The following is a 25059-nucleotide window of genomic DNA, read 5'->3' on the forward strand; positions in this document are numbered from 1 at the left end:
GTCACCTTAACTTCCGGGCGCGCGACGACCCCGGCGGGCTACTTCGGGCGGGCGCCCTCGTAGATGCCCTGCCACAGCCGGTGGCCGGCCGGGAAGCCCAGCGAGACGAGGGTGTTGATCAGCATCCCGTACGCGAGGAACTCCGTGGCCTCGCCGTCGTCACCGCCGAGCTCCAGCAGGACGGTGTCCCACAGCTCCTCCCAGCCCTTGCGGATCGCCGTGCCGAACTCGTGGTCCCCCGTCGCCTCCGCGGCGGCCACGGCGGCGTACATCTGCATCTGCATCAGCAGCGGCTCGCGGTCCTCGTGCAGCATCCTCTGGTACGCCCGGGCCATCGCCGTCAGCTTCTCCTCCGGCGGCAGTCCGGCGGTGGCGTCCTCGAACACCTGCCGGGTCTGCTCCAGACATCGTTCCGCGGCGGCCAGGAAGATGGCCTGCTTGTTGGGGAACAGCCGGAACAGGTACGGCTGCGACACCCCCACCCGGCGCGCGATCGACTCGGTGGTCGTCCCGCTGTACCCCCCGTGGGCGAACTCGCTCAGCGCGGCGCGGATGGCACTCTCCCGCCGCTCGTCTGCGCTCATCCTGACCATGACACGCAAGTTATTGACTCATCACTATGCATGTCAAGGTCACTCCGGGACCAGGCCAGGAACGGAGAAACCCGCACCCCGGGATGCGTCCGGGGTGCGGGCGGGAGGTGCTGAAGCGCCGGGGCGTCGGGCCGCCGGGCCGCCGCGCCGTCGGGTCGGCCTCAGGGCAGGCGGACCACCGCGCGGGCCATGCCGAGGATCTTCTGGCCGGCGGAGGTGGCCATCAGGTCGACGCGGACCAGGTTGTCGTCGAGCTTGGCCGCGACCTTGGCGCCGACCTCGATCACGGCGCCCTGGCCGTCGTCGGGGACGACCACGGGCTTGGTGAACCGCACCCCGTACTCGACCACGGCACCCGGGTCACCGGCCCAGTCGGTGACGACGCGGATCGCGGAGGCCATGGTGAACATGCCGTGCGCGATCACGTCGGGCAGGCCGACCTCGCGGGCGAATCGCTCGTTCCAGTGAATCGGGTTGAAGTCGCCGGACGCGCCGGCGTACCGCACCAGGGTCGCCCGCTCCACCGGGAAGACCTGCGCGGGCAGTTCGGTGCCGACCTCGACGTCCTCGTACGCGATGCTCGCCGCCATTACGCCTCGCCTCCGGTGGCCTGAACCTTCTCCGGCTTCTCCGCCTTCTCCGCCTGGTCGGCCTCCTCGGACTCCTTGGGGTCCGCCGCGCGGGCGACCAGCTTGGTGAGGGCGGTGACCACGTGCTCGCCGGTCTCGTCGTACACCTCGCCCCGGATGTCCAGCACCTCGTTGCCGGCCAGCGACTTGATCGCCTCGATGGTGGAGGTGACGGTGAGCCGGTCGCCGGCCCGCAGCGGCCGGGAGTAGGTGAAGCGCTGGTCGCCGTGCACCACCCGGCTGTAGTCGAGCCCGAGTTCGGGGTCGGTGATCACGACTTCCGCCGCCTTGTACGTGATGGCGAAGGCGAAGGTGGGCGGCGCGATCACGTCCGGGTGCCCCAGTGCCTTGGCCGCGTCCGGGTCGGTGTACGCCGGATTCCGGTCCCCGACCGCCTCGGCGAATTCGCGGATCTTCTCCCGGCCCACCTCATAGGGCGTGGTGGGCGGATAACTGCGCCCGACGAGGGACTGGTCAAGGGCCATCGGCACCTCCGGTGCGGTTGTCCGGTCTCCGGTACGGTCCGCCACGGTTCCGCGCCGACGCGTACACGTCGTGTACGCCGGACGACCGGGGTACGTGCTGCGCGGGACGAAGCGGTAGGGAGAAGCAGGAGGAAGCTGGGTGCGGCCGGGCGCGGCGGGGCCGCCTACCGGACCGCGGGCGGTGATACGCCGCAAGGCCGTCCCCGGCGCATGTCGGGAACGGCCTCGCGGTGAAACGGATGCGGTCGTGGCCTGCGGCCCGCTGCGAGCGGGGCGGCCGCGACGACGCGGACCGCGGACGGGCAGAGCCTCGTCAGCGGGTTTCGCGGTGCGCGGTGTGCCGGTTGCAGCGCGGGCAGTGCTTCTTCAGCTCAAGACGATCCGGGTCGTTGCGCCGGTTCTTCTTGGTGATGTAGTTCCGCTCCTTGCACTCCACGCAGGCCAGCGTGATCTTCGGGCGGACGTCGGTGGCGGCCACGTGAGTGCTCCTTGACGAACGGGTGTACGGGCGTAATAAACACAGGAATAGTAGCCGACCGAGGGAGCGAACCCGCAATCGGCTACGGAGTGTAGCGGCGACCGGACTTGAACCGGTGACACAGCGATTATGAGCCGCTTGCTCTACCGACTGAGCTACGCCGCTTCGATGAACAGGCCCCCGCCCACCGCTGTGATGGCGGGGGGCCGATCCATCCGAGCCCCAATACGGAATCGAACCGTAGACCTTCTCCTTACCATGGAGACGCTCTACCGACTGAGCTATTGGGGCGAGCGAGGAAGACATTACACGGTCCGCAGCGATACGTGAAATCCGTATCCCCCGGGCAGATCGGACCTCCCGCCGCCCCGCGGGCGCCGGTCCCGCGGGGCCCGGCCGGTGGGTGTGCACGGAGCGTGGTCGAGCCCGCGCCGACGCCCTGCCCCGGCCCCCTCGTTCGGTGTCGGTGCCGGTGTCGGGCCCGGCGTCAGGACCCGGCATCAGGACCCGCATCAGGACCCGCGTCGGGACCGAAAGACGGGAAAACGCACCGGTCATACAAACCGTTGCTCCGCGGCGGGGGCGGCGCCGGCCCGTACGCTCGGTTCGCGTGAGCCCGCACGAGATCCCGAGTCGCACCGCGCCTCCGGACAGCGGCACCCTGCTGCTCAGCGGTGCCCGCCTGACCGACGGCCGCACGGTGGACGTACGCCTGAGCGGCCCCCGAATCGAGGCGGTCGGCACCGCGGGCAGTCTCGCCGTGGAGTCCGGCCGTCCGGCCGACCGTACCCGGATCGACCTGAACGGCTATCTGCTGCTGCCGGCCCCCGCCGAACCGCACGCCCACCTGGACCTGGCGCTGACCGCGGACGGCCCGCCGCCCGCCGGCGCCCGGGAGATCCAGCGCCGCGCCACCGAGGCGGCCCTGCTCCAGCTCGGCCACGGCGCCACCGCCCTGCGGACCCACGTACGGATCGGCGACGTCCAGGGCCTGCGCGCGCTGGAGGCGGTGCTCCAGGCCCGGAACGCGCTGCGCGGCCTGGTCGACGTCCAGGCGGTGGCGGTCCCGCGGCTGCTCACGGGCGTGGCCGGCGCCGAGGGGCTGGCGATGGCCCGTGACGCGCTCAAGATGGGCGCGTCGGTGGCCGGCGGCTGCCCGGACCTGGACCCCGATCCGAGCGGGTACGCGGAGGCCGTGCTGTCCCTGGCCGCGGAGTTCGGCGCGCCGGTGGACCTGCACACCGCCGCGTCGGACCCGGCCCGGCTGGCCCGGCTGGCCGCGATGGCGGGTGGGCTGCGCCCGGGCGTCACCCTCGGTCCGTGTCACGGCCTGGGCGCGCTGTCCGCGCACGAGGCGGCGCGTACGGCGGAACGGCTGGCCGCTGCCGGGGTGTCGGTGGCGGCGCTGCCGCAGGGCGGTTGCGCGGTGCTGGAACGCGGGGGCGTGGCTCCCGTACGGCTGCTGCGCACGGCGGGCGTGCGGGTGACCGCGGGCAGCGGCGCGCTCGGTGACCTGGCCAATCCGGTGGGCCGGGGCGATCCGCTGGAGGCGGCTTTCCTGCTGGCCACGCACGGCGAGTGCGACGCCACGCGGTCGTACGAGACGGTCAGCACACAGGCGCGGGCCGTTCTCGGGCTGCCGGAGGTGCGGGTCGAGGCCGGTTTCCCGGCGGAACTGCTGGCGGTGCGCGGGGAGACGGTGGCGGGGGTGCTGTCGCTGGGGTACAGCAGGATCGTCATCCATCGCGGCAGGGTGGTGTCGCGGACCAGCGCGGTACGGGAGTTCAGCGACGGTCACGGTTCCTACGGGCCCGGGGCCTACGGACCGACGTCGTACGGAACAGCGTCCGATGCCGGGGACGCCGCGGGCGACACCGGTCCCGGCCTCCCGCGGCAGGCGCACCGGGAGGCGTAACGTCGCCCCATGCGAACGGTGATCGCGGGTGGACACGGACAGATCGCGCTGCGGCTGCAACGGCAGCTCGCGGAACGCGGGGACAGCGCGGTGGGCCTGATCCGGGACCCGTCCCAGGCCGACGACCTGCGGGCGGTGGGCGGCGAACCGGCCGTCCTGGACCTGGAGTCGGCGAGCGTGGAGGACGTGGCGGCGGTGCTGACGGGCGCGGACGCGGCCGTGTTCGCGGCGGGCGCGGGCCCGGGCAGCGGGGCGGCGCGCAAACAGACCGTGGACTACGCAGCGGCCGTCCTCCTGGCGGACGCGGCCGAACGCGCCGGCGTACGCCGCTTCCTCGTTGTCTCGTCCATGGGCGCGGACGCGCGGGCCACCGGCCCGGACCCGGTCTTCACCGCCTACCTGCGCGCCAAGGGCCAGGCCGACGACGACATCCGCGCTCGCCCTTCCCTCGATTGGACGATCCTGCGCCCCGGCGCCTTGACGAACGACCCGGGCACCGGCTCGGTCACCCTCTCCCCCACCTCCACGGGCCGCGGCTCCGTCCCCCGCGAGGACGTGGCCACCGTCCTCGCCGCCCTCCTCTCCACCCCCGCCACCGCCGGCCTCACCCTCGAACTCATCTCCGGCCCGACCGCGGTGCCGGACGCGGTGCGCAAGGTGGCGGGTTCGTAATCCCCACAGCCCCACAGCGGTTGTCCACAGCCTGTGGACAACGAGGGTGGCCGATGCCGCTGCCCGGGCGGAGGGGTGGGGGGGCGCCAAAGGGCCGCACCGCGTTCTCGGCCTGCCGTCCGACCGTATCGGGCGCCGTCGTGGCCTCCACGACAGCCGGGACCCGGCAGGGCTGATCCCGGACGCTTCGGGCCGAAAGGGCGGCCGACCGCGTCACCGTCCTCGGCCAGTCCTTCGCTCGGACGGCTGACGCTCAACGGCGGGGACACCCGCATCCCCATCCGCACCGACACCGCCGAGCGCCACGACGTACTCGTGTCGGTCCAGCGGGAACTTTCTCCGGGCCCCTAACGCGGTCGCGTCCCCATCGCGTGTGAATGGGTGACAGTCGGCCTCGGAAAGGGATCGCCCATGCGGGAACCACCAGCGGACTACGTGGAGTTCGCCACGGCGCGCAGCCGCCCTCTGTTCCGGACCGCATGCCTGCTGACCGGGGACTGGCACCTGGCCGAGGACCTGGTGCAGGAGACGCTCGCCAAGGTGTACCGGTCCTGGTGGCGGATCAACCGCACCGAAGCACCGGTGGCGTACGCGAACACGGTGCTGGTCCGCACGTTCCTCTCGCGGCGTCGGCGGCGCAGCTCGGACGAGTACCCGACCGACCGGCTGCCGGAAGCGGCCGGGCCGGCGGAGGACACCGCGTTACGGCTGACGCTCCTGGAGGCGCTGGCCCGGATGTCGGCCAAGGACCGGGCGGAGCTGGTGCTCCGCTACTGGGAGGACCGCTCGGTCGAGGAGACCGCGCAGATCATGCACCTCTCGCCGGAGGCGGTACGCGGCCAGTGCATGCGGGCGCTGCAGCGGCTGCGCGGGCTGCTCGGCGAGCAGTTCACCGATCTTTCGCGGTAGGGCCGCGGAGCCGCGCCGTACCGCCAGGACCCGGTGCGGCGATCCGGCAGTCCTTCGCCACCACCCCCTACGAATGGAGCTCAGCCATGTCCACAGACCAGCAGTTCGAAGACCGCTTGCCGGACGCCCTGCGCCTGGCCGCCGACGAGTTTCCGCCGCCCGCCGCGGACCTGGTGCGCAGCGCCACCGCACGCGGCAGCGGCGGGCCCGTACCGCGCAGGCCGGCGCCGCTGCGGCGCTGACCCTTCTCGCGGTCGGTACGTCGCTGGTCGCAGGCGGCGCACTCGACGGGCACGACGGGAAGACCCGGGTGGCCGCCTCCGGCCCGCCGGGCGCCCCGCACGAACTGATCGAGACGTTGAAGGGCCTGCTGCCGCCCGGCCGGATCAGCGGCGAACCCGCGCCGGACATGCCGGGCTACCGTACGGCGGAGATCACGTACACCGACAGCCGCGGCACTTCCGGCATCCGGCTCTGGCTGCGTCGGCTGACCCCCGGCATTCCGAGAGACCAGCAGGCCCGGGGGCAGTGCCTGCCGATCGAGGATCGTCCCTACGACGTATGCCGGACCACGACGCTGCCCGGCGGTTCGACGCTGACCACCATCCAGTCGCGCGTCCGCCCGACCGTGAATACCGGACAACGGGTGTGGTCCGCGATCCTCGACACCAAGGACGGCGCGGAACTGATCATCGAGGAGTACGGCGGCGGCCCCGAGGACAGGTCGCCGAACAACGAGGCGATCCCGGTCGTGCCCATCGACCAGTTGGCGTCGATCGCCACGAGCCCGGCGTGGCGTAGGGCGCTGGGCTCGATCCCCACCCCCGCCCCTGAGACCAGGCACCCCGTATCCCCCGTGGCCGGCCCGCCCGCAAATCGAATGCGCTCCGCCCTGCTCGCACTTCTGCCGAAGAGCGGCACCCTGTCCGACCTCAACGCCGGCACCAGCTCGGCGGAGGTGGTCTACGACGACGGCCACGGCAAGAACGAGGTCGCCGTGACCGCCCAGTACAACATGGGCGCCATGCTGCACAACGACATGACCTGCGCCGCCCGCCACACCACGTCCTGCACGGCCCACCAACTCCCCGATGGCACCGAGGTCCTGGCCTACAAAACCCGCTCCGACTCGGGCACCTCGGTCTGGACAGTGGACACCCTCCACCCCGACGGCCGCCGGGTCAGCGTCACCGAAGCCAACTCCTACTCCCCGGACGGCCCCATCACCCGCCCTCACCCGGCCCTGCCCCTCCCCCAACTCACCTCCATCGCCCTCAGCCCCCAATGGGCTCCTCACCCCTGACGACCGTCCCCATACCCGTGCCCGTCCTGTGCCCATCAGCGGGCACGGGACATCCAACGAGCCCCTTCCGCGCCGGCTGTCCGGCCAGGATGACAGCTCAGCGCTTCAACCCCCGGTACCGCTTCATGAGGATGGCGATCCTGCCGGAGTCGGCGCTGCCGTTCAGCTCGGTCAGGAGGTCGTCGGGGCAGAGTTCGTACAGATCGCCCCACCAGCGCCGAACCTTGTTGTCCCAGATGCGGTACCCGCCGACCACGCCTCGCGCGACGTACCGTCTTCTGCTCATACGACGCCCCCCATACGCCAGCAAAACCAGAAGGGCCCCTCACCCGCATACGCGCAGGTCAGGGGCCCTTCTAGGGATGTGGCGGCACGTGGATTCGAACCACGGTAGGCAAAGCCGACGGATTTACAGTGAACCAGTTTCACGCGCCCTGACCAGGCGATATCTGTCAGAGATGCCCGCTTGGGGGACAAAGGGGGGATGATCATGAAAGCTGTCAGGCATCCCTGCGGACCAGCAGCCCGGGCCCGCCGCCATAGGGCCGTCCTCGGGATTTGAGTGCGGGACCCACGCATTACGAGTTGTCCAATCTTGGTCCGCTCCTGCCCATCGACGTCCATTTAGCCAGTTCAACCCCCTGAGTGGACATGCTTAGACGACCCCGGACCAAGGCGGATCATCGCGCGACCGAGACCACGACTGAGACCAAGCGGGCATCAGTGCAGTCCGCAAGCCCGGTGCCAGGCACACGGCGTCGGCGCCAGCGGTTGCCTCCAAGTTTGACCAAACTGGCACCTATCTCGGTCCAAACCACCATACTTGCTCCACAAGTTCCGCTAGCGAGGAGTGATCGTCTTGAGCAGCGAGGGCCCTGCCAACCACGCGATGGTGTTTGACGCCGGCACCATTTACTTCATCTACTCGTTCAGCGCAACTCGACCATTGGATGTAAATAGAGTCGCAGATCGCTTGCTTTCATCTGAAATCGCTGAAACATCTGCATCTCCCGTCAACGAAGAGGTGCGGGTGGCTCAAAGATTCCGCTCATTGGAACAGTTGCTGAAACTTAACTACGCCCTTACGGGGGCTAACGAAGCCATACTGCGCGGCAGGCTGCTTTCTTGGATACTTCGTCATCCCACTCAGTCAACGAGGTTGGCCTGGAAATTCGGCCGACGTTCGGCAGGAGGATCCCTTCCTCGATCAAGTAGAAGGCGAACGATCCGAAGGATCCTTCACGAGAATGCAGATTTCATAGAGCGATCGGTCGCCGAGGCCCAGATGCCGAATGCAATTCAGATGGAGATAGAGAGAGATCTCCTTCGTCCTTCTTACTTGGACTCGGAACCCTACTTGCGACTAAGTCTAAAGGGTTCCCATATTTGGTTGAATATCATGAATGGAGGATCGACCAGGGGCCCAGAGGACGAGTCGGAGTCCAGATTCGTTAACGTTCTGTTGCTGCTGCACGCGTCGGGTGTGATGCAACTTGTTTTCGTCCTTCCACTGCCGGAGCATCTCACCGTGGAAGCCTACCGGGATCTCTGCTTCGGCGTCTCACCTGACATATCGGCAGTGAAGGTTGCGGAGCCCGTGCTGTCTGGTGTTCCTCATAATTGGAGGCGCCGACTGGCTGGATCGTGGGATGGGGAGATGGAAGCCGGTACGCGCTGGCGGAAGATTGACTTCCCTGAGCCGGATAGCATTACTGGACTTTTCGACGTATATCGATCGGCAATTGCCAAAGCCGGAAGATTTGAAGAGGTTGGCGAATTCATCTGCTATCCTGCGACATTCATCGACGAGCTATCATGCTGTTCATCCAAAGATGAGTTCATGACTCGCCATCGCCAGGATCTAAATAGAGTTCTGGCGAGGTCGCTCGACATACGTCGAGCCCGGGAGAATGCAGTTTCCGCCATAGTCCCTGAAGATACATCCCTCATGAGGGATACTTCATTCTTTGCCAACATGGCATCGGCACTGGAGATTCGGTGGCCCGGTGCACCGCCGGGAGAATTCGCAAAGCATCTACAGCGCCTCATAGTACTTGAGGCGGCACTTCTCCAATACTGGCAAATACGCACCCTCGCACAAAGAATCAATGGCGCACTCATCAAAAGTCGGGACATCCGATCAATCCAACGGGAGGCTATATTTGGATTGCAAGAGTACCGATACTCTTCGGTGACGTACGGGACCGCAATAGACATGATCGACGCACTGCTTAGCGAATGGAAGGTCGACAAGTACTACAACCACGCCCTCGAAAGCTTGGATCAGCTTCAGCAGCTTGCCGCGTCCGACGAATCCAACAGGTCTTCACGGAGGGCCAATTTCCTTGCAACCCTCGCCTTGATCGCCACAATTTTCATGGGGCTACCGGCTGTAAAAGATACGCTCGATATTGCGAAAGAAGTTCCGCAGCAAGGTGCAAGCGGTGCTCTGGCTAGACCGTTTCGATATCTAGCCGAAAGAGGGGATCAAGGAACTTGGATAGGGTATGTGATCCTCCTTCTTGCTGTCATCGTAGCAATCTCTATCTTCGGGCTATCGAATCATCTCCCACACATTCGCTGGAGAAGGAAACCCCCCGGTCGCTCTTGGCCGCTAGGAACTGTAAGGATTACTCGCATCCCCGATGATTTGATTGGTACCGAGGAGTCTGCACCACCGCAAACAGTCTCCGCAGAGGAGGGGGAGCCTCCTTCAGTTCTCGGCTAAGACGACACCGGCCCCTCACTCGGGAGCGAGGGGCCGACACTGGTGCCTCCAAAAGCTCAGCCAGACCCGTGGGCAGGGGCAGAATCCGGCACGAGACGGCTGGTGAAGCCATCAGCACGAAGGCGTTCGTACGCTGCTCGGACATCGTCCGGCACGTCCTGATGGATGGTGAGGCCCTGGTCCGGATAGATCAGGAGCCGCTGCATCGCTCCCACCATCATGTCGATGACGCGCCGCTCATCGCCAATGGACGCCACGTACGCGGGGAAGTCCGCCGGCGAAGACGCACAAACGACTTCGACGGATGGCCACACCTTGCGCGCGGTGGCGAAGGCCCGCCGTTCCTCGTATGGCTTGCTGACCAGCAGCACCGAGGACACAGGGATCCGCGCACCTTCCAGCACGGACCGGCTGAGGCTGATGTTCTCCCCGGTGTTTCGGGCCTTCGGCTCGACCAGGATCACCGAATCCGGAACGCCGAGCTGAAGCGCCCGCTCGCGGTAGTGAACGGCTTCCCCGCGAGGCATGTCGGCACGGGATGTTGGGCTGGTTGCCCCGGTGAAGAGCACCCAGGGACCCATGCCGCGCAGGTAGAGATCAGCCGCGGTGTCCGCCACTCCGAGGTCATGACTGCCGAGTCCCATGATGACGGAGCACGGCCGCGGGTCGTGGTTCATGCGCAGGTAGGTCCACAGGTGGTGGGCATCCGTTCGTACCCGAGCCGAAGTCACCTCTGGTCGTCTCCCTCCCGGGCCGAGTCGGGCACCTGGAAGTCGTATTCCCAGGCGAACCGCGATGCGGCGTGCACACCGATGGCGAACTCAACCACCGTCCCGTCCGCGGTGTACGTCGTGCGGTGCAACTCAACCACAGGCTCCCCTGGAGGCAGCTTGAGCTTGTCGGCCTCCTCTGGAGTGGGCATGCGGGCGCTGATCTCCTCCTTCATGTGGTCGATCTCGTAGCCCGCGTCATAGAGCACGCGGAAGCCGCCGCCGCGGCCGGCGGGCCCTGGTGTGGGATCGACAATCCGTGTCCCCTCCACATGCTCGGGCCGGTAGTAGCTGGTCAGCGTGTGCGTGGGCTGCGGCCCTTCCCGGACGAGTCGCGCCCGCGCATACACCTGGGCCCCGTCCGGCAGACCGAGAGCCCTGGTGACCAGGGGTTCGCCCTCGATGAGGCTCACGGTCTGCGTCTGCTCGCCGCGCTCGTACGGGCGCCCCGAAGCCACGCGGTCCGCGATGAACGCGACCTCATCGCCGTCGCGCCACTTCGCCTTGTCGTACCGCGCGATACCGAGGCGCTTCAACGGGGTGCGCTCACGAACGACGGTTCCGTGCCCGCGAGACGACGTGACCAGCCCTTCCGTTTCCAGCGCCTTGTAGGCCATGTGAACGGTTGACTTCGACCCTTCCCCCTGTTCCACAAGCGTCCGGATGTGCGGCAACGGCTCCCCGGGCTTGTACCTACCGCGCTCGATGTCCTTCGCCAGCCGATCCGCAAGTTCCCGCCACTTCGGGGTCACGGGGGCCTCCTCTCAACAGGACAAGTCAAGCACAGTCCCAGGACTGTTGACAGTCCTGGGACTGCGATGCATTCTCTTCTCAAGCGCTTCACAGTCCTAGGACTGAGGAGACAGTGGCTCTTCTTTGGGCTGCTCAAAGTGCGCCTGAACGTCCCGTCGAGGGGCCGGAGGGGAGCGCCGGTTGCTTGAGAACTGAACAGGGTGCCGCTCCAGCCACCTGCACTCGGGTGGTCGATGGAGCCGCCTCCAGCCCAGCAGTACCGGGCTCGGGAGGCCGCCCGGGGTAACGCCCTGGGCCGCACGCCGCCGGTCGTGGATAACCGGCCCCGGGCCACCGACCTCCCGGGGGCAAGAAAAGGGGCGCTGTCCACCGAGTCATCCGGGGGTGGGCAGGGGTCGCACGACTCTGTGCGGCCAACGATCACGCCGGTCCCAGACAGCGAACCAGCCGAGAGGAAACCCGGAATGGGTCGCCGAAGTACCTAGGGCACCGCCGACTTGACCAGCCGGACGGATATGCCCTCCGCGTCATTGCGTGGTGCCCACGTAGGCGAGTTAGCCGCTGGCACCGCGAGTGCGTGACGAGCGCGCACGGTCCCGCGCCGCCCCGTCCTGTCTGGGGCGGCGCCTGGCCGTGGCTGCTCGAACCGACCAGCCGAATCCCGCTTACAACGGCACGCGCCCCCGGAGCGGCAACTCCGGGGGCGCAGTTCGGGCCGTTCCACCGTGAAAGGACACGACGACCCATGAACGACGTTACCCCTGCCCGTGAGCTGCGGCTCGCGCCGCTTTTCGAGATGCACCACGAGCGCCTGGTCCGCGCGTTGCGGGCCCGTCTCGGGCGCTACGACTGGGACTTGGCCGAGGTCATCGCCGCCGACACCTGGCAGCTCGCGGCTGTCAGGGTCGACGGGTTGACGGCCGCCGAGGCCGAGGTGTTCCCGTGGCTGGCGGAGCTGGCGCGGAGCGCCCAGGTCACGCGCCTCCGGGCCTCCCGCGCGTCGGCGAGGGACGGCTCCAAGGCGCGTGCGTATGTGCTCCCGTCGCTGCCGCCCGTCCTGGCCGCGATCCCGTTGTCTTTCGAGGCGGGCGTGCGGCTGGTCGCCGACGCCGTGCCGGTCACGACGGGGGTCGCGGCGTGAGGACGCTCGCCACGATCGCGCTGTGGCTGCTGACCCTGCTCGGCATGTCGCTGGGCATCGTCGCCGGGGTCGTTGCTCTGGCCAGTCTCCTGACCGAGACCGCCGCCCGCCTGGCCGTCACCGGCACCGACCGGTTCGCCCGCCGGCACCGCCTGGCCCCGTTCACCTCCGGCCTGCCCGACGAGCTGGCCGCCGTCCTCTCCACGCACCGCGATGGCAAGGGAGACCCGCGATGAGTCTCGCGCAGCAGATGCGAATCAGGCAGGCGGTAGCCGAGCCCAACGTCCTCGACAGTCATGGCGCCCTGTACCAGCAGCTCAAGCACGCCTTGAAGGACCTGGCCCAGGCCCGTGAGATGGCCGCGGTCGGTGAGGACGCCGTACGCGCCGTGGAGCTGCTGCGCGGCCTGGTCCGCTTGGTCAAGCAGTCCTCCAACGGCATGGCCGACCCGCACTGGCAGATGGCCGAGCTGATTCTCGACTCCGTTCCCTCCGCCGACACCCACACTCCCGCCTCGACTCGGGGAGGGACCCGATGAGCACGTATCAGGAAGAGCGTCGTAAGGACCGGTCCGCCGAGGCCGAGGAGCGGCGCCGGGACGCGGCGGCCGCCGAGGAGCGGCGCGCCACCCGGCGGCGTGAGGCCGATGAGCGTCAGGCCCGGCTCGCCAAGCAGGCCCGCACCGACAAGCAGGCCGACCGCAAGGCCCGCCAGCAGGCCCGCGCGGAGCGGAAGTCCGCACGGGCGGCCGCGCTGACCCCCGGCAAGGTCTACCGGACCGGGACGCTCGCGCTGGTCATCGCCTCTGCCCTCGGCTCGCTGCCCGCCCAGGTCATGCACTTCGTGGGCATCTCGCCGATGCTGCTGCCTCTGCCGCTGGCGATCGAGGGCGCGGCCTGGACGATGGCGGCCGGTGTCGCGCACGCGGACGAGCGCAAGCTGCCGGGGTGGGTGCGGTGGCTGCTGCGCGGCCTGGTCGTGCTCGCCGCAGGGTTTGCCGCGTCGATCAACTACCAGTACGGGCTGACCCTGGCGAACAGCCCGGCCGCCTCCCACACCGCCGCGCTCGGTCTGGCGGCCGTGTCGCTTCTCGGGCCGCTGCTCTTCGAGATCCGGCAGTGGGTGGGGTCGCTGACGGAGAAGACCGGCACGGCCGAAGACAAGGCCCGCCGGGCGGAGGACAAGGCGCGGCGCGAGCACCTGGCGCGGCGCCGGGACCACCACAAGGACATCGCGCGGGAGGCCGACCGGCTGCTGTCCGCAGTGCCCTACGGGTCGATCACCGAGGAGGAGGCGTTCGCCTCCGCCTGGCGCATCCACCGCGGTGCCGAGCCGGGGATGTCGGCGGAGCTGTACGCGGCCGCCACGAACTCCCGGGTGCAGCTCGGTGCGGCGTTCGAACTCGGGGAGCACGTGCGGCCGGAGCTGCTGCGCGCGGGCCTGCTCGCGTCGGCTCTGGACCCCCTGCCGCAGCGTCTGCGGACCCTCGGGCCGGTCACTCCGCTGGACGCCCTCAAGGGCCCGGAGAAGCCCGGAGAGGGGCCGGAAAAGCCGCAGGTCGTGAACCAAATGCCCCCCGTCGAAAAGGCGTCCGAGAAGGGGCCGAATGTGCGGCCGTTGCCGCCGCGCCGGGTGAAGGGTGACACGCCCCGCTACAGCACCGCAGCGAAGGTTGCGGCCGCTGAGACCGCCCGCCGTTCCGCGTCCGCCCGCGTGAGCTGAAGGGAGGTGCCCGGGATGACTCGCTGGATCCTCCGCCTGTGGAAGTGCGGCATCTGCGGTGCCGAGGTCGGCCCGTATCAGCAGCACTGCGGCTGCCAGAGCGGCCGGTGAACGCCGACACCGCGTGCGACTGGTGCGGCCAGCCGCACGACGACGACTGAACAGCGCCACCAGCCCCGGCGACCAGCCGTGAGGGCGCCCGACCGAATCGGGCCCGGGGCACTCCGCACTGACCAGACACGACAGAGAGGACCCGCTGTGGCCTACACCAACCCCGACACCGGCAGCGAGATCGAAGAAGAGGACGACGGCGACTACACCGTCACGTTCTCGATGACCCTCCCCGTCGAGCCCTCCAGCAGCAACGACGACTGATCAGCGCGACCAGCCCCGGCAGTCAGCCGTGAAGGGCGCCGGATCGACTCCGGCCCGGGGCACTCCGGACCGACCGGGAGCACCACCGAGACGAGAGGCCGCCGATGCAGCTCACCGATGAGGAGCTGGACGCCTACGAGCGCGGCCGCGCCGCCGAGATGGCCGTGGCCGATGGCACGGGCGACGAAGACGCCGCCGATCACTGGATGGGTGTGGCCGATCAGGCCGCCCGCTGACCCCCGAGGAGACACGACATGACCAGCCCCGCCGCCCGCTTCGCTGCCGTGTACGCGGCGCTGACCGCCTCGCACGAGGTGGCCGACTACTGGGTGCAGAACGACGCGCAGGCCACCGCGAAGGGCCAGGCCGGCCGCGATGGCGTGACCGCGTGCGTGAAGCACGTCGTCACCTACACCGCCGTCCAGGCGCTCGCGCTCACCGTGACCAGCCGGACCCTGAACCTGCGGCTGACCCCCGGCCGCGCCGCCCTGGCCCTGACCGTCTCCGCCGTCACGCACTACGTGGCGGACCGGCAGAGCGGGCACTGGGGTGACGAGCAGCCGCGCGGGATCGTGCGCCTGGCCGCCATCCCGGCCAAGGAGTGGCTGCGGCGGGACCCGGGCGCCGGGCCGCTGCTCGACCAGTCCTGGCACAAGGGCTGGATCGCCGGCGCCGCGCTGCTCGCCGCCGGGGGTGCCCGATGATGCCGCCGCTCCCGGCCGGGACCGTCGCCGCCTTCGAGACCCTGTGCGGCTCGATCGTCGCGCTCACCAAGGACGACGAGACGTTCCGCACCACCACCGCGGCGTTCGCCTGGCAGTGCCTCGGATGCGGCTCCCGCCAGCACGACAAGCACACCCACAGCTACACCCGCGACGGCGCCAACGGCCACGCCGCCCAGTGCCGCTCGATGCCCCTGCCCGCCTGAATCCGCCCCGGGGCGGCCGTCCAGCCGCCAAGCACGCGGCCGCCCCGGGCCCCTGATCCCTCACGAAGAGAGACGGAGCCACCAGCATGACCGAGCAGACCACCGGCAGCGAACTGGGCCACCTGGCCACGGTCACCGTGCTGCCCACCGCCCGCGCCGCCGACCCGGACGCCGACACCGAGACCCTGGTGCTCGACTCCGCACGCCAGGTCCTCGCCGACGTCCACCCGGGCGAGCCGGCGGCCGCCACGGTGGTGGAGAAGGTCGACCTGGACGAGTGGGACGACCGGCCGCTGATCCCCGCGTGGATGCGCACGCCCGAGGGGTGGGCGGCATGGTCCGGCCGGATCTATCGGGCCCGTAAGCGCGCCGCCCGCCGCTGGGTTCGCCGGCAGCGCACCGACCGCGGGCACGTCGCGCAGTTCCGGCGCGGTGCGCGGCGCCTGCACGACTGGGTGGTGGGCCTGGAGGGCGTTCAGGTCCAGTCGTTGCACCACGCCGCGCAGATCGCCGCCCGCGAGGCCCGCGCCGCCAACCGCACCGCCCGCTTCACCCCGCGCGTGATGCCGGTGAAGCACAAGGCCGCGGCGAAGAACGCGCTCGTCGCAACGCAGCTCGCCGAGGCCGCAACGAGCGCGTATCGCAAGGCCCGCATGGAGCGGCGCCGGGCCCGGCAGATGCGGGCCGCGGTCGTCTACGGTCCGCCGGCCGCCGCCGTCACCGCCGGATACGCCACCTCCGGGCCGCTCGGGGCGGCCGCCGGGGTGCTGGCCACGTTCGCGGGCGGGGCGTTCGCCGGCCGCCACCCGATCAGCGAGGAGCAGGACTGGTCGGCCGACTGGCGCTCCCTCGGGGACGGGGACGCCATGTCCGCCCCCATGCTCGACTCGGTGTTCCGGGCCGCGAAGGTGATTGGTCAGGAAGAGACGCTGCGCATTGTGCAGATGCCCATGCTCGACGCGCGCGGGGCGTGGTCGGCCGTGGTCGACCTGCCCCCGGGCATCCCGGCGAAGAAGGCGATGACGAGCGTCGACCAGCTCGCCTCCGCGTTCGGCGTGGAGTCCGCTCAGGTGTCGGTCACCAAGCGGGGCCGCTCCGGGCGGATCGAGCTGTACGTGACCCGCGACCTGCCGTTCACCGAGCTGCCCGGCCCGGGGCCGCTGCTCGCCCTGGACGGGCCCACGAACTTCTGGGGCCGGATCAGCATCGGGCCGGACGTGCGCGGTGTGCACGTGTCCATCTCGGTGGTGGAGCGCTCCGGCCTGATCGGCGGGGAGCCCGGAGCGGGCAAGTCCGCGTCCGGCAACACGATCCTGCTCGCGGCCGCGCTGGACCCGCGGGTGATCCTGCACCTGGCGGACGGCAAGGGCGGTGGTGACCTGGAGCCGTTCGAGCCGCTGTGCGAGGCGTTCGAGGGGCTGGCCGATCCCGAGGCGTTCGACGCGATGCTCGACGCGGAGATCACCGACATGCAGCGCCGGTACGCGCTGCTGAAGAAGCTCGGCAAGCGCAAGGTCACCGAGGCCCTGGCCGCCCAGTACCCGGAGCTGCGGCAAAAGCTGCTGTGGGTGGACGAGCTGATGCTCTACACCACCGACGACGACCACGGGAGGAAGATCACCCGCAAGCTCCGCAACCTGGTGAGCAGGGGGCGGGCGGCCGGGATCATCACGTTCTGCGCCACGCAGAAGCCCGGCTCCGATGTGGTGGACACCAGCCTCCGCGACCTGCTCTCGATCCGGTGGGCGCTGCGCTGCACCACCCCCGAGGCGTCGGACACGATCCTCGGGCGGGGCGCGGCGGCCGCCGGGTACTCCGCGAAGTCGATCGAGGCCGAGATGCGCGGCGCCGGATTCCTGTGGTCCGAGGGACAGACCCCGGTCCTGGTCCGCGCGGACTACTACGACGACGACCAGGTCAACGAACTCACCGCCCGCGCCTACAAGCTGCGCGCGGCCGCCGGCACTCTGCCCGCCGGACCGCGCACGCTGGCCGACCAGCTCCGCGACCTGGAGGACGACGACGCGCGCGTCCTGGCCGTCGTGCTCGACGCCTTCGAGACCGAGGGCAGCAACGGCGACCCGGCCGACTGGCTGCCCGGCGCCGTGCTCCTGGACGCGCTCGCGGCCGCCGGCCTGACCGTCACCGCGGAGAAGCTGGGCGCGCTGATCCCGCGCCCGGACGACGAGCGCAAGGCCCGCCGCGCTTGGCGCGACGGCAGCCGCGCCTCGGGCTACCTGCACGTGCGCGTGGTCCAGGCGGCCGCCGACCGCTACGGCCTGAGCGCCTGATTCGTCCCGTACATCCCCCGTGCGGCCGCCCTGGATTGGGTGGGTTTGCCCCCGTGCAGGGCGGCCGTCAACCCGTGCCCGGACACCCCCGACCCGTACACCGCCGCACGGGTCCGCCCCCTTCGCGCACGGGATGCCCGAGCATCTGACCTGCGATGACGTCGGCCCGCGCGGGCCGCGTCCGGGTCGCCACACTCCCCCAAACCGGTACATAGCAACCCGCTGAGGAGTCTCCAGCGATGACCACCGCCACCCTTCCCCGCACCACCCCCGCCCCGCCCGCGGCCCCCGATGCGGAGCTGGACGCGGCCGCCCTGGTGCGCGAGATCGAGCAGTACCTCGCCGCCCGCGGCCGCGCCACCGCCCACCCCCTCGTCACCGCAACCACCGAAGAACTCGTCCGCCAGGCGCTCGCCGAACTCGACGCACCCGCGCCCGAGTCGACCGGCACCGGCCCCGCCCTGCCCGGCGGCATGTGGCGCATGCTGCCCGACCGGCTTCTCTCCCTCCACCCCGCCCGCCGCGCAACGGGGGTCGAGCGCGCCCGGATCTCCGTCGCCGAACACCTGGAGCTGACCGCGCTCGTCCTTCAGCGCTGGGGCTGGGCCCAGACCGGCGGCCGCATCCGAACCATGGGCGGCCGCCGATGCATCCTCGGCGCACAGCGCGTCCTCTACGCCCTCGGCTACGGCACCGAGGACACGGCCATTGCGGCCGGCGCCCACCTGAACGCCGCACTCCGCGCCCGAGGCGTCCGCCAGTCCTACCCCGTGTGGAACGAACACAGCGACGTCGACCGGGAGCAGGTCCTCGCCCTGGTCCGCGACGCCGCCGCTGCTGCCCGCCGCTGACCAGGGAGTACACCACGCATGGACCACCCCACCACAACCACCGCCGCCCTGGTGCTGGCCGCCCAAGGTGAACTCGACTACCGCACGTTCATCATGGCCAACGTCGGCGACGACTCCGAGAACCCCGCCACCCTCACCTACCTCAACCGCTACGCCATCCCCTACGCACAGGCGCACGGCCTGGAACTGGTCGTGCTGGACCGCATCATGAAGCGCACCAAGGAAAAGCGCACGCTCTTCCAGGACCTGACCCGCCCCGGATCACGCTCGCTGAAGATCCCCGTGCGGATGTCCAACGGGGCCCCCGGCACCCGCTCGTGCACCGCCCAGTTCAAAATCAAGGTCGTCGGCGACGAACTCCGGCGCCGCGGCGCCGCTGCCGACCACCCGGCGACGGTCGGGATCGGCATCAGCCTGGACGAGATCGGCCGGGCCAACAACCGGCGCTGCGAACCCCATGAGCGCATCGAGTACCCGCTACTGGAACGCGGGATCCGCCGGATCGACTGCGCCCGCATCATCCGCTCCGCCGGCCTCCCGATCCCGCCGAAGTCCTCGTGCTGGTTCTGCCCGTTCCACCGGCCCGAGACCTGGCACGAGATGCGCCGCACCGAACCCGACCTGTTCGAGCGCGCCTGCCAGCTCGAAGACCTCCTCAACACCCGCCGCGACGAACTGGGCAAGGACCACGTCTACCTGACGCGCTTCAACCGGCCGTTGCGCGAGGCCATCCCGGATGGCGTGGACGTCCTGTTCGACACGGACGACATCGACACCGGCTGCGACTCCGGCTGGTGCATGACCTGACTCCGCCCGGGGCGACCGCACCTCTCGCCAAAGACACACGGTCGCCCCGGCAACCAGCCCCCATCAACGGAACTGGAGACTCCAGCATGACCCATCCCGACCGAGGCATGAGCGGGCATCTGCATGCTGCCTTGCGTCTTGCGGCCGGTGCCCTGCCCGTTCTGCCCCTGCGCAAGGGCAAGGTGCCCTTCGGGAACTGCCCTGACTGCGCGCACAACGCGTGCGGTGGCCGGCCGAACATGAAGACTCCCGGGCCCTGCGCCTGCCCGCGCCCGTGCCACGGCTGGGCCGCAGCCACCACCGATCCCCACGTCATCGACTCACCCGCGTGGGCGCCGATGTGGCGGCAAGCCGTGACTGTCGCCTACCACCCCGGCGGCGCAGGGCTGACCGTCGTGGACCTCGACAACGCCGACGCCATCGCGTGGGCCCGTGCGACCCTGCCCGCCACCCGCACCGTGGAGACGACGCGGGGTGAGCACTGGATCTACCGGGGGGTGATGCAGTCCGCCAACGCGGTACGGCCCGGTGTGGACATCAAGTCGACCATGGCCTACGCGCGGTGGCTGGGCCCTGGCACCGGAACCGTGACGGCCCTGCCGGGTGCCGTGCGGGCGCTGGCCGTGAAGGAACCCACCGTGGTCCGGCCGGTGGGCGTGCGCGTGCCCGCGCCGGCCGGGGACGGTCCGTGTCGTCACCGCACGCCCGCCTATCTGGAGCGGGGCATCACGATGGCCGAGCAGCGCATCACGGCTGCGTCCAGTGGGGTGCACGCCACCGTCTACGCGACCTTCCTGGCGGTGCTGTCCGCGCACGGCCGGTGCGGCTGCCTCACCGACGCCCATGTCTCGCGGCTGTTCGCCGCCGCGCAGGCCAAGGGCGAGACCGCCCGGCACTGCACCGACGCATGGACCAACGCCCGCACCCGGTTGGGACTGTGACCGTGTCCGACGACGAGAAGAATCCCGCCCGCGAGGTCATCGCCGACTACGCGCAAGCGCACTTCCGGTACTTCCGCACCGCTGATGGGACCGTGTACGCGCAGAAGAACGGGCACCCCGTGGCCCGGCCGATCCGGTCGCAGGGCACCACGGGCAGTCACCGGCAGGAACTCATGGTCGGCCTCTTCCGCGACGGGTACGGCGTCTTCAACGGCACCGCGCTCAAGGAAGCGCTGGACCTGATCGAAGCCCTCGCGCTGTCCGAGGACGTGCAGCCCGTCCACATCCGCGTCGCGCCCGGATTCGATGGGGCGACCTGGCTGGACCTGGGCCGCAACGACGGCTTGTCCGTCCGTATCCACCCCGAAGGGTGGGACATCGCCACCCCCGACCCGGCCGAGGTGTGCTGGCGCCGCACGCAGCTCACCGGCGAACTGCCGTTGCCCGCCAAGGACACCGGCGGCAAGGGCATCGATCTGCTGCTGAGGCTGTGCAACTTCGCCAACGCCGCGACCGAATGCCTGGCCATCGCCTGGCTGATCGGCTGCCTCGAACCCTCCGTCCCCGTACCCGCGCCGTTCCTCACCGGACCGCAAGGCGCGGGCAAGTCCACCGGCGGGCGGATGCTCATCCGGATCATCGAGGGCATGAGCGGGGACCTGCGCCGCGCCCCCAAGGACGAGGAGAACCTGATCGCCGCCGTTGCCGCCGGATGGGTCACCGCCCTGGACAACCTCTCCCACATGACCCCCGACCTGTCCGACGCGATGTGCTGCATCGTCACCGGTGCGGAGAACGTCAAGCGGGCCCTGTTCACCGACGGGGACGTCTTCCGCGCCCGCTACCGCCGGCCGCTGCTCTTGACCGGGATCGACGTGGGTGTCATCCGCCCGGACCTGGCCGAACGGCTCCTGCCCCTGCGGCTGGAGCGGCCCCGCGTCCGCCGCACCGAGGCCGAACTGTGGGCGGAGTACGCGGAGGTTCTGCCAGTCGTCCTCGGCTCCCTCCTCGACCTCACCGTGCAAGTCCGCGCGGTCGAGGCGGAGACCCCCACCGATCTGCGGATGGCGGACTTCGCCCACCTGTGCGCCCAGCTCGACGCCGCAACCGGCCTCGGAGCCCTGGGCGCCTACCGGGCCAGCCTGGACGACCTCAACGACGACGTGATCGAAGGAGACCTCCTCGCCCAGACCGTCCTGCGGCACGCCGAGACCATCACCCCTGGCAGCGAGCAGCGGATGACCTCCACCGAATGGCTGCAAGCCCTCAGCCGCCTCTACGCCGGCGACGAACTGCGCTCCCTGCCCAAAGGCTGGCCCACCACCGGCAAAGTCCTCTCCGACCGCCTCAAACGCCTCCAGCCCACCCTCGCCGCCCGCGGAGTCCTCATCGACTCCGGCCGCACCCGAGAAGGCCGCTACCTCGAAATGGGCCGACCCGCCGGACCGCCCCCGCCCGAGCAGCAGCAGGCGTTCTGACCGCGCCACCGGTCAGGGCGACAAGCAAGAAGAGCACCGGGCGCGCCGCGGAGGTGGTGCTCCTCTTGCTGTTCGGCGCAGCGCGCCGCTCAAAGGTCGCGCCGCGCAGCGGCTCCTTCTTCACGCTGTAAGCCGCACCCAACGACAACAGACACCCCTCTTTTGTCCTAAGAGGGAAGACGCTGCGTCACCTGCGTCACGCGCGCCGAAAAACGGCCTCCGACCTGCGGTTAAGACCGTGACGCAGACGACAGAGTCTGCGTCATCCTGCGTCACCTGCGTCACGCGATCACGCAGCCCGTGACGCAGGAGTGACGCACACCCTCACCGCCGCGTCACGTAAACCCGCAGGTCAACAGCCTGAATGACGCACGTGACGCTGTGACGCAGAAATCCGCACCTCGGACAGACCCCGAGCCTGGAAGCCGTGCCAATGCACGGCTCAGCGCAAGCTCTCCCCAACCCGCTCCCCCCTGCCGGACAGCCCCGCCAAGGAGTGCCATGCCTCGCCCCCAGATGCTCAAGCTCCCCGAACTGCTGGCCGAACTCGACATGAGCCGCCCCGCCTTCTACCGCATGCGGGCCCGTGGCAAAGGCCCCAAGCTCATCAAGCTGCCGAACGGGCAGATCCGCATCCGCCGTTCCGACCTGGACGCCTGGCTCGCCCAGTGCGAGCAGCAGCCCACCGCCTGACCCATTACCCGACACGACCGAGGGGCCCGCCGTCACGGCGGGCCCCTTTCTCATGGGAGAGACGTGCTCACGTACGACGTACGCATTTACTCGATCGAGACGCGCCGCGACCGGCCGAAGCCCTACCGGCTGCGGTGGCTGGTCGGCACCCGGAAGCATTCCAAGAGCTACACGATCAAGGCGCAGGCCGATGGGCGCCGATCGGAGCTGATGACGGCCCTGCGCAATCAGGAGCAGTTCGACGTTGAGACGGGCCTGCCCGTCTCGGAGCTCCGCGCGCGGCGCAGCTCCGTCTCCTGGTACGAGCACGCCCGCGCATACATCGACCGCAAGTGGGACGCCGCCCCCGCCAAGAGCCGCAAGAGCTACGCCGACGCGCTGGCCACCATCACGCCGGCACTGGTGACGGACGCCCCGGGCGCGCCGGCCCCGGAATTGCTGCGGCGGGCGCTCTACGGCTGGGCGTTCAACCGCAACCGCTGGACCGAGCAGCCGCCCACGGAAGTAGCGGCTGCCCTGCGCTGGATCGAGAAGAACTCACTGCCGATCTCCGCGCTGGAGAACGTGGCAACGCTGCGTCTGGCGCTGGACGCGCTCGGCAGGAAGACGGACGGCACCCCGGCCGCCGCGAGCACCGCGCGCCGAAAGAAGGCGTGCCTGAGTGACGTGCTCGGCATGGCTGCCGAGGCCCAATACTTCAGCACGCCGCTCAGCCCGCTCAGCACAGTGAAATGGCGCGCGCCGAAGACCGCCGAAGCGGTGGACCCCGAAGCCGTGCCGCACCCGGGGCAGGTGGACCTCCTGCTGCGCGCGGTCCGCCAGCAGGGCCCCCGGGGGGAGAAGCTGGAGGCGTTCTTCGGCTGCCTGTACTTCGCCGCTATGCGGCCCGCTGAGGCTGGCGCGCTGCGTGCGGAGCAGTGCCACCTTCCGGCAAGCGGCTGGGGCTCTCTCATGCTCCGTGGCGGCATCGTGCGCGTGGGCCGGAGCTGGACCGACGACGGCAGTGCGCACGAGCGGCGCCACCTCAAGGCGCGCGCCGTACAGGATTCCCGCCCGGTGCCGATCCCGCCCCCGTTCGTCCGGCTGCTGCGGCACCACATCGAGACGTACGGCACCGCACCCGATGGCCGGCTGTTCCGTACCGAGCGCGGTGGGTTGTTGCAGGAGTCGGGGTACGGCGAGGTGTGGGCGCGGGCGCGCCGTGCGGCGCTCGGGACGGACGCGGCGGGAACCTCGCGGCTGGCGCGACGGCCGTACGACCTGCGGCACGCCGGCGTCTCCCTGTGGCTCAGCTCAGGAGTGGAACCGATCGAGTGCGCCCGCAGGGCTGGGCACTCCGTGGCCGTCCTGTTCCGGGTGTACGCCAAGGTGCTGGCCCAGTCGCAGGACCGGGCGAACCAGAAGATCGACGCGGCCCTGCACGACTGGCGCGGGATCGAGTCGTCCCCCGGGGGACACCTGGGGGACACGCGCTGATCAGGGGGCGAGAAACCCTGAAACAGGGTGAGACAAACCCCTAGTTTTCGATCATCGTTCGAGAGTGTGATCAAGGCACGAAAAAACCCTCTCCGATCCAACGTTTTCGCTGGTCGGAGAGGGTTTCCCACTGGCGTGGCGGCACGTGGATTCGAACCACGGTAGGCAAAGCCGACGGATTTACAGTCCGCTCCCATTGGCCACTCGGGCATACCGCCATGGGATGACGCCGGAGAGGGGCCCGGGTGGGGCCTGCTCTGTGGCGACGACGTAAACGATACCCGATGCGTGGGGGTGGTTCGCCACTGGATTGATCAGGGGGGAGGGGGTGTCAGGGCCTAGGCTGGCGGGGTGGCCCGCCGCCGGGGTGCGGGGGTCGCGGAGATTTGACGGAAGCCATGGAACACAGCCAAGGAGCCCACTGAAGATGGCCGACTCCAGTTTCGACATCGTCTCGAAGGTCGAGCGGCAGGAGGTCGACAACGCCCTCAACCAGACGGCCAAGGAGATCTCGCAGCGGTACGACTTCAAGAACGTCGGGGCATCGATCTCCTGGTCCGGGGAGAAGATCCTCATGGAGGCCAACTCCGAGGAGCGGGTCAAGGCCATCCTGGACGTCTTCGAGACCAAGCTGGTCAAGCGGGGGATCTCGCTGAAGGCCCTGGACGCCGGCGAGCCGCAGCTCTCCGGCAAGGAGTACAAGATCTTCGCCTCCATCGAGGAGGGCATCTCCCAGGACAACGCCAAGAAGGTCGCCAAGATCATCCGGGATGAGGGTCCCAAGGGGGTCAAGGCCCAGGTCCAGGGCGACGAACTGCGCGTCACCTCCAAGAGCCGCGACGACCTCCAGGCCGTCCAGGCGCTGCTGCGCGGCAAGGACCTGGACTTCGCCCTCCAGTTCGTCAACTACCGCTGACGCGCAGGCCGGGGGCAGCCCTTCTCGCTCAGCCCCCGGCCCGGTCCCAGCCCTGTTCCCAGCCCTGTTCCCAGCCCCGTTCCGGCCTCATCGGCCTCATTCCGGGCCCGGGTCCGGGCCCGGGTCCGATCCAACCGCGCCCGGCCGTCCCCGTACGGTCGCATCCGCCCGGCCGTGTCCGCCCGGGCCACGACCTCCCCGGTCC

At 69.8% G+C, this 25059-nt stretch carries 28 protein-coding genes and 3 tRNA genes; 21 read left to right on the forward strand and 10 right to left on the reverse strand.

The features are described from left to right. Positions 1-38: 38 nt before the first annotated feature. From ITX44_RS09675 to ITX44_RS09700, 6 genes are all read right to left on the reverse strand, one after another. Positions 39-593, reverse strand: a complete 555-nt coding sequence (locus tag ITX44_RS09675; protein ID WP_205356650.1) for a TetR/AcrR family transcriptional regulator — start codon at positions 591-593, stop codon at positions 39-41. 161 nt (positions 594-754) lie between these two features. Continuing rightward, complete coding sequence (locus ITX44_RS09680) at positions 755-1183, reverse strand: MaoC family dehydratase (protein ID WP_205356651.1); 429 nt, start codon at positions 1181-1183, stop codon at positions 755-757. Next, positions 1183-1707 (reverse strand): MaoC family dehydratase N-terminal domain-containing protein, encoded by a 525-nt coding sequence (locus tag ITX44_RS09685; RefSeq protein ID WP_205356652.1) that lies wholly within the window; start codon positions 1705-1707, stop codon positions 1183-1185. The genes ITX44_RS09680 and ITX44_RS09685 overlap by 1 nt, the downstream gene beginning before the upstream one ends. Positions 1708-2020: 313 nt before the next feature. After that, on the reverse strand, positions 2021-2185 hold the full coding sequence (rpmG, locus tag ITX44_RS09690; RefSeq protein WP_205356653.1) for a 50S ribosomal protein L33: 165 nt from the start codon (positions 2183-2185) through the stop codon (positions 2021-2023). Between the two features lie 92 nt (positions 2186-2277). Beyond that, positions 2278-2350, reverse strand: a tRNA-Met gene (locus ITX44_RS09695). 53 nt (positions 2351-2403) lie between these two features. Then, positions 2404-2476, reverse strand: a tRNA-Thr gene (locus ITX44_RS09700). A gap of 319 nt (positions 2477-2795) precedes the next feature. Here ITX44_RS09700 and ITX44_RS09705 point away from each other — a divergent pair. The 5 genes from ITX44_RS09705 to ITX44_RS09725 all read left to right on the forward strand — a co-directional run bounded on the left by ITX44_RS09705 (position 2796) and on the right by ITX44_RS09725 (position 6984). After that, complete coding sequence (locus tag ITX44_RS09705) at positions 2796-4100, forward strand: amidohydrolase family protein (protein ID WP_307795185.1); 1305 nt, start codon at positions 2796-2798, stop codon at positions 4098-4100. 9 nt (positions 4101-4109) lie between these two features. Then, entirely contained in the window at positions 4110-4772 is a 663-nt protein-coding gene (locus tag ITX44_RS09710; RefSeq protein ID WP_205356654.1) for an NAD(P)H-binding protein, read from the forward strand. Between the two features lie 411 nt (positions 4773-5183). Further along, positions 5184-5681, forward strand: coding sequence for a SigE family RNA polymerase sigma factor (locus tag ITX44_RS09715; protein WP_205356655.1), 498 nt, complete (start codon positions 5184-5186; stop codon positions 5679-5681). Between the two features lie 86 nt (positions 5682-5767). Then, positions 5768-5923, forward strand: coding sequence for a hypothetical protein (locus ITX44_RS09720; protein WP_205356656.1), 156 nt, complete (start codon positions 5768-5770; stop codon positions 5921-5923). A gap of 68 nt (positions 5924-5991) precedes the next feature. Next, positions 5992-6984, forward strand: a complete 993-nt coding sequence (locus tag ITX44_RS09725; protein WP_205356657.1) for a hypothetical protein — start codon at positions 5992-5994, stop codon at positions 6982-6984. 97 nt (positions 6985-7081) lie between these two features. Here ITX44_RS09725 and ITX44_RS09730 read toward each other — a convergent pair whose 3' ends face one another. Further along, a complete protein-coding gene (locus ITX44_RS09730; protein ID WP_205356658.1) occupies positions 7082-7270 on the reverse strand; it encodes a hypothetical protein in 189 nt (62 codons plus the stop codon). A 573-nt stretch (positions 7271-7843) separates the two neighbouring features. On the opposite strand from ITX44_RS09730, the gene ITX44_RS09735 reads away from it, so the two are divergent. Then, on the forward strand, positions 7844-9712 hold the full coding sequence (locus tag ITX44_RS09735; protein WP_205356659.1) for a hypothetical protein: 1869 nt from the start codon (positions 7844-7846) through the stop codon (positions 9710-9712). A gap of 56 nt (positions 9713-9768) precedes the next feature. On the opposite strand, the gene ITX44_RS09740 is transcribed toward ITX44_RS09735, so the two are convergent. Both ITX44_RS09740 and ITX44_RS09745 read right to left on the reverse strand, forming a co-directional pair. Next, positions 9769-10389 carry a YdcF family protein gene (locus ITX44_RS09740; RefSeq protein WP_205356660.1) on the reverse strand — a complete coding sequence of 207 codons (621 nt, stop codon included), beginning with the start codon at positions 10387-10389 and terminating at the stop codon, positions 9769-9771. Between the two features lie 50 nt (positions 10390-10439). Then, the gene (locus ITX44_RS09745) at positions 10440-11234 is read right to left on the reverse strand and encodes a GntR family transcriptional regulator (protein ID WP_205356661.1); all 795 of its coding nucleotides are present in this window, start codon (positions 11232-11234) and stop codon (positions 10440-10442) included. Between the two features lie 746 nt (positions 11235-11980). Between ITX44_RS09745 and ITX44_RS09750 the strand changes: the two genes are divergently transcribed. The 14 genes from ITX44_RS09750 to ITX44_RS09810 all read left to right on the forward strand — a co-directional run bounded on the left by ITX44_RS09750 (position 11981) and on the right by ITX44_RS09810 (position 23938). Beyond that, positions 11981-12376 carry a hypothetical protein gene (locus tag ITX44_RS09750; protein ID WP_205356662.1) on the forward strand — a complete coding sequence of 132 codons (396 nt, stop codon included), beginning with the start codon at positions 11981-11983 and terminating at the stop codon, positions 12374-12376. Next, entirely contained in the window at positions 12373-12612 is a 240-nt protein-coding gene (locus ITX44_RS09755; RefSeq protein WP_307795186.1) for a hypothetical protein, read from the forward strand. The genes ITX44_RS09750 and ITX44_RS09755 overlap by 4 nt, the downstream gene beginning before the upstream one ends. Then, entirely contained in the window at positions 12609-12914 is a 306-nt protein-coding gene (locus ITX44_RS09760) for a hypothetical protein (protein WP_205356663.1), read from the forward strand. Before ITX44_RS09755 ends, ITX44_RS09760 begins: the two co-directional genes overlap by 4 nt. Further along, entirely contained in the window at positions 12911-14098 is a 1188-nt protein-coding gene (locus ITX44_RS09765; protein WP_205356664.1) for a hypothetical protein, read from the forward strand. The genes ITX44_RS09760 and ITX44_RS09765 overlap by 4 nt, the downstream gene beginning before the upstream one ends. Positions 14099-14577: 479 nt before the next feature. Next, positions 14578-14709 (forward strand): hypothetical protein, encoded by a 132-nt coding sequence (locus ITX44_RS42130; protein WP_265934196.1) that lies wholly within the window; start codon positions 14578-14580, stop codon positions 14707-14709. A gap of 18 nt (positions 14710-14727) precedes the next feature. Beyond that, on the forward strand, positions 14728-15177 hold the full coding sequence (locus tag ITX44_RS09770) for a hypothetical protein (RefSeq protein ID WP_205356665.1): 450 nt from the start codon (positions 14728-14730) through the stop codon (positions 15175-15177). Then, the gene (locus ITX44_RS09775; protein WP_205356666.1) at positions 15174-15401 is read left to right on the forward strand and encodes a hypothetical protein; all 228 of its coding nucleotides are present in this window, start codon (positions 15174-15176) and stop codon (positions 15399-15401) included. The genes ITX44_RS09770 and ITX44_RS09775 overlap by 4 nt, the downstream gene beginning before the upstream one ends. Positions 15402-15487: 86 nt before the next feature. After that, positions 15488-17692 (forward strand): FtsK/SpoIIIE domain-containing protein, encoded by a 2205-nt coding sequence (locus ITX44_RS09780; protein ID WP_205356667.1) that lies wholly within the window; start codon positions 15488-15490, stop codon positions 17690-17692. Positions 17693-17931: 239 nt separating this feature from the next. Then, positions 17932-18543 carry a DUF6197 family protein gene (locus ITX44_RS09785; RefSeq protein ID WP_205356668.1) on the forward strand — a complete coding sequence of 204 codons (612 nt, stop codon included), beginning with the start codon at positions 17932-17934 and terminating at the stop codon, positions 18541-18543. 18 nt (positions 18544-18561) lie between these two features. Then, on the forward strand, positions 18562-19350 hold the full coding sequence (locus ITX44_RS09790; RefSeq protein ID WP_205356669.1) for a phosphoadenosine phosphosulfate reductase: 789 nt from the start codon (positions 18562-18564) through the stop codon (positions 19348-19350). A gap of 107 nt (positions 19351-19457) precedes the next feature. Then, entirely contained in the window at positions 19458-20291 is an 834-nt protein-coding gene (locus ITX44_RS09795; protein ID WP_205356794.1) for a bifunctional DNA primase/polymerase, read from the forward strand. Positions 20292-20293: 2 nt separating this feature from the next. Further along, on the forward strand, positions 20294-21769 hold the full coding sequence (locus tag ITX44_RS09800; protein WP_205356670.1) for an AICE element replication initiation protein: 1476 nt from the start codon (positions 20294-20296) through the stop codon (positions 21767-21769). 501 nt (positions 21770-22270) lie between these two features. Further along, on the forward strand, positions 22271-22462 hold the full coding sequence (locus ITX44_RS09805; RefSeq protein WP_205356671.1) for a helix-turn-helix transcriptional regulator: 192 nt from the start codon (positions 22271-22273) through the stop codon (positions 22460-22462). 63 nt (positions 22463-22525) lie between these two features. Beyond that, positions 22526-23938: a tyrosine-type recombinase/integrase gene (locus ITX44_RS09810; protein WP_205356672.1), complete on the forward strand. Its 1413-nt coding sequence runs from the start codon at positions 22526-22528 to the stop codon at positions 23936-23938. Between the two features lie 136 nt (positions 23939-24074). On the opposite strand, the gene ITX44_RS09815 is transcribed toward ITX44_RS09810, so the two are convergent. Beyond that, positions 24075-24156: transfer RNA gene (locus ITX44_RS09815), tRNA-Tyr, on the reverse strand. A 209-nt stretch (positions 24157-24365) separates the two neighbouring features. Between ITX44_RS09815 and ITX44_RS09820 the strand changes: the two genes are divergently transcribed. After that, the gene (locus ITX44_RS09820; RefSeq protein WP_205356673.1) at positions 24366-24854 is read left to right on the forward strand and encodes a YajQ family cyclic di-GMP-binding protein; all 489 of its coding nucleotides are present in this window, start codon (positions 24366-24368) and stop codon (positions 24852-24854) included. Positions 24855-25059 lie beyond the last annotated feature (205 nt).

The sequence above is a fragment of the Actinacidiphila acididurans genome (genome assembly GCF_016918855.1).
Lineage (GTDB): Bacteria > Actinomycetota > Actinomycetes > Streptomycetales > Streptomycetaceae > Actinacidiphila > Actinacidiphila acididurans.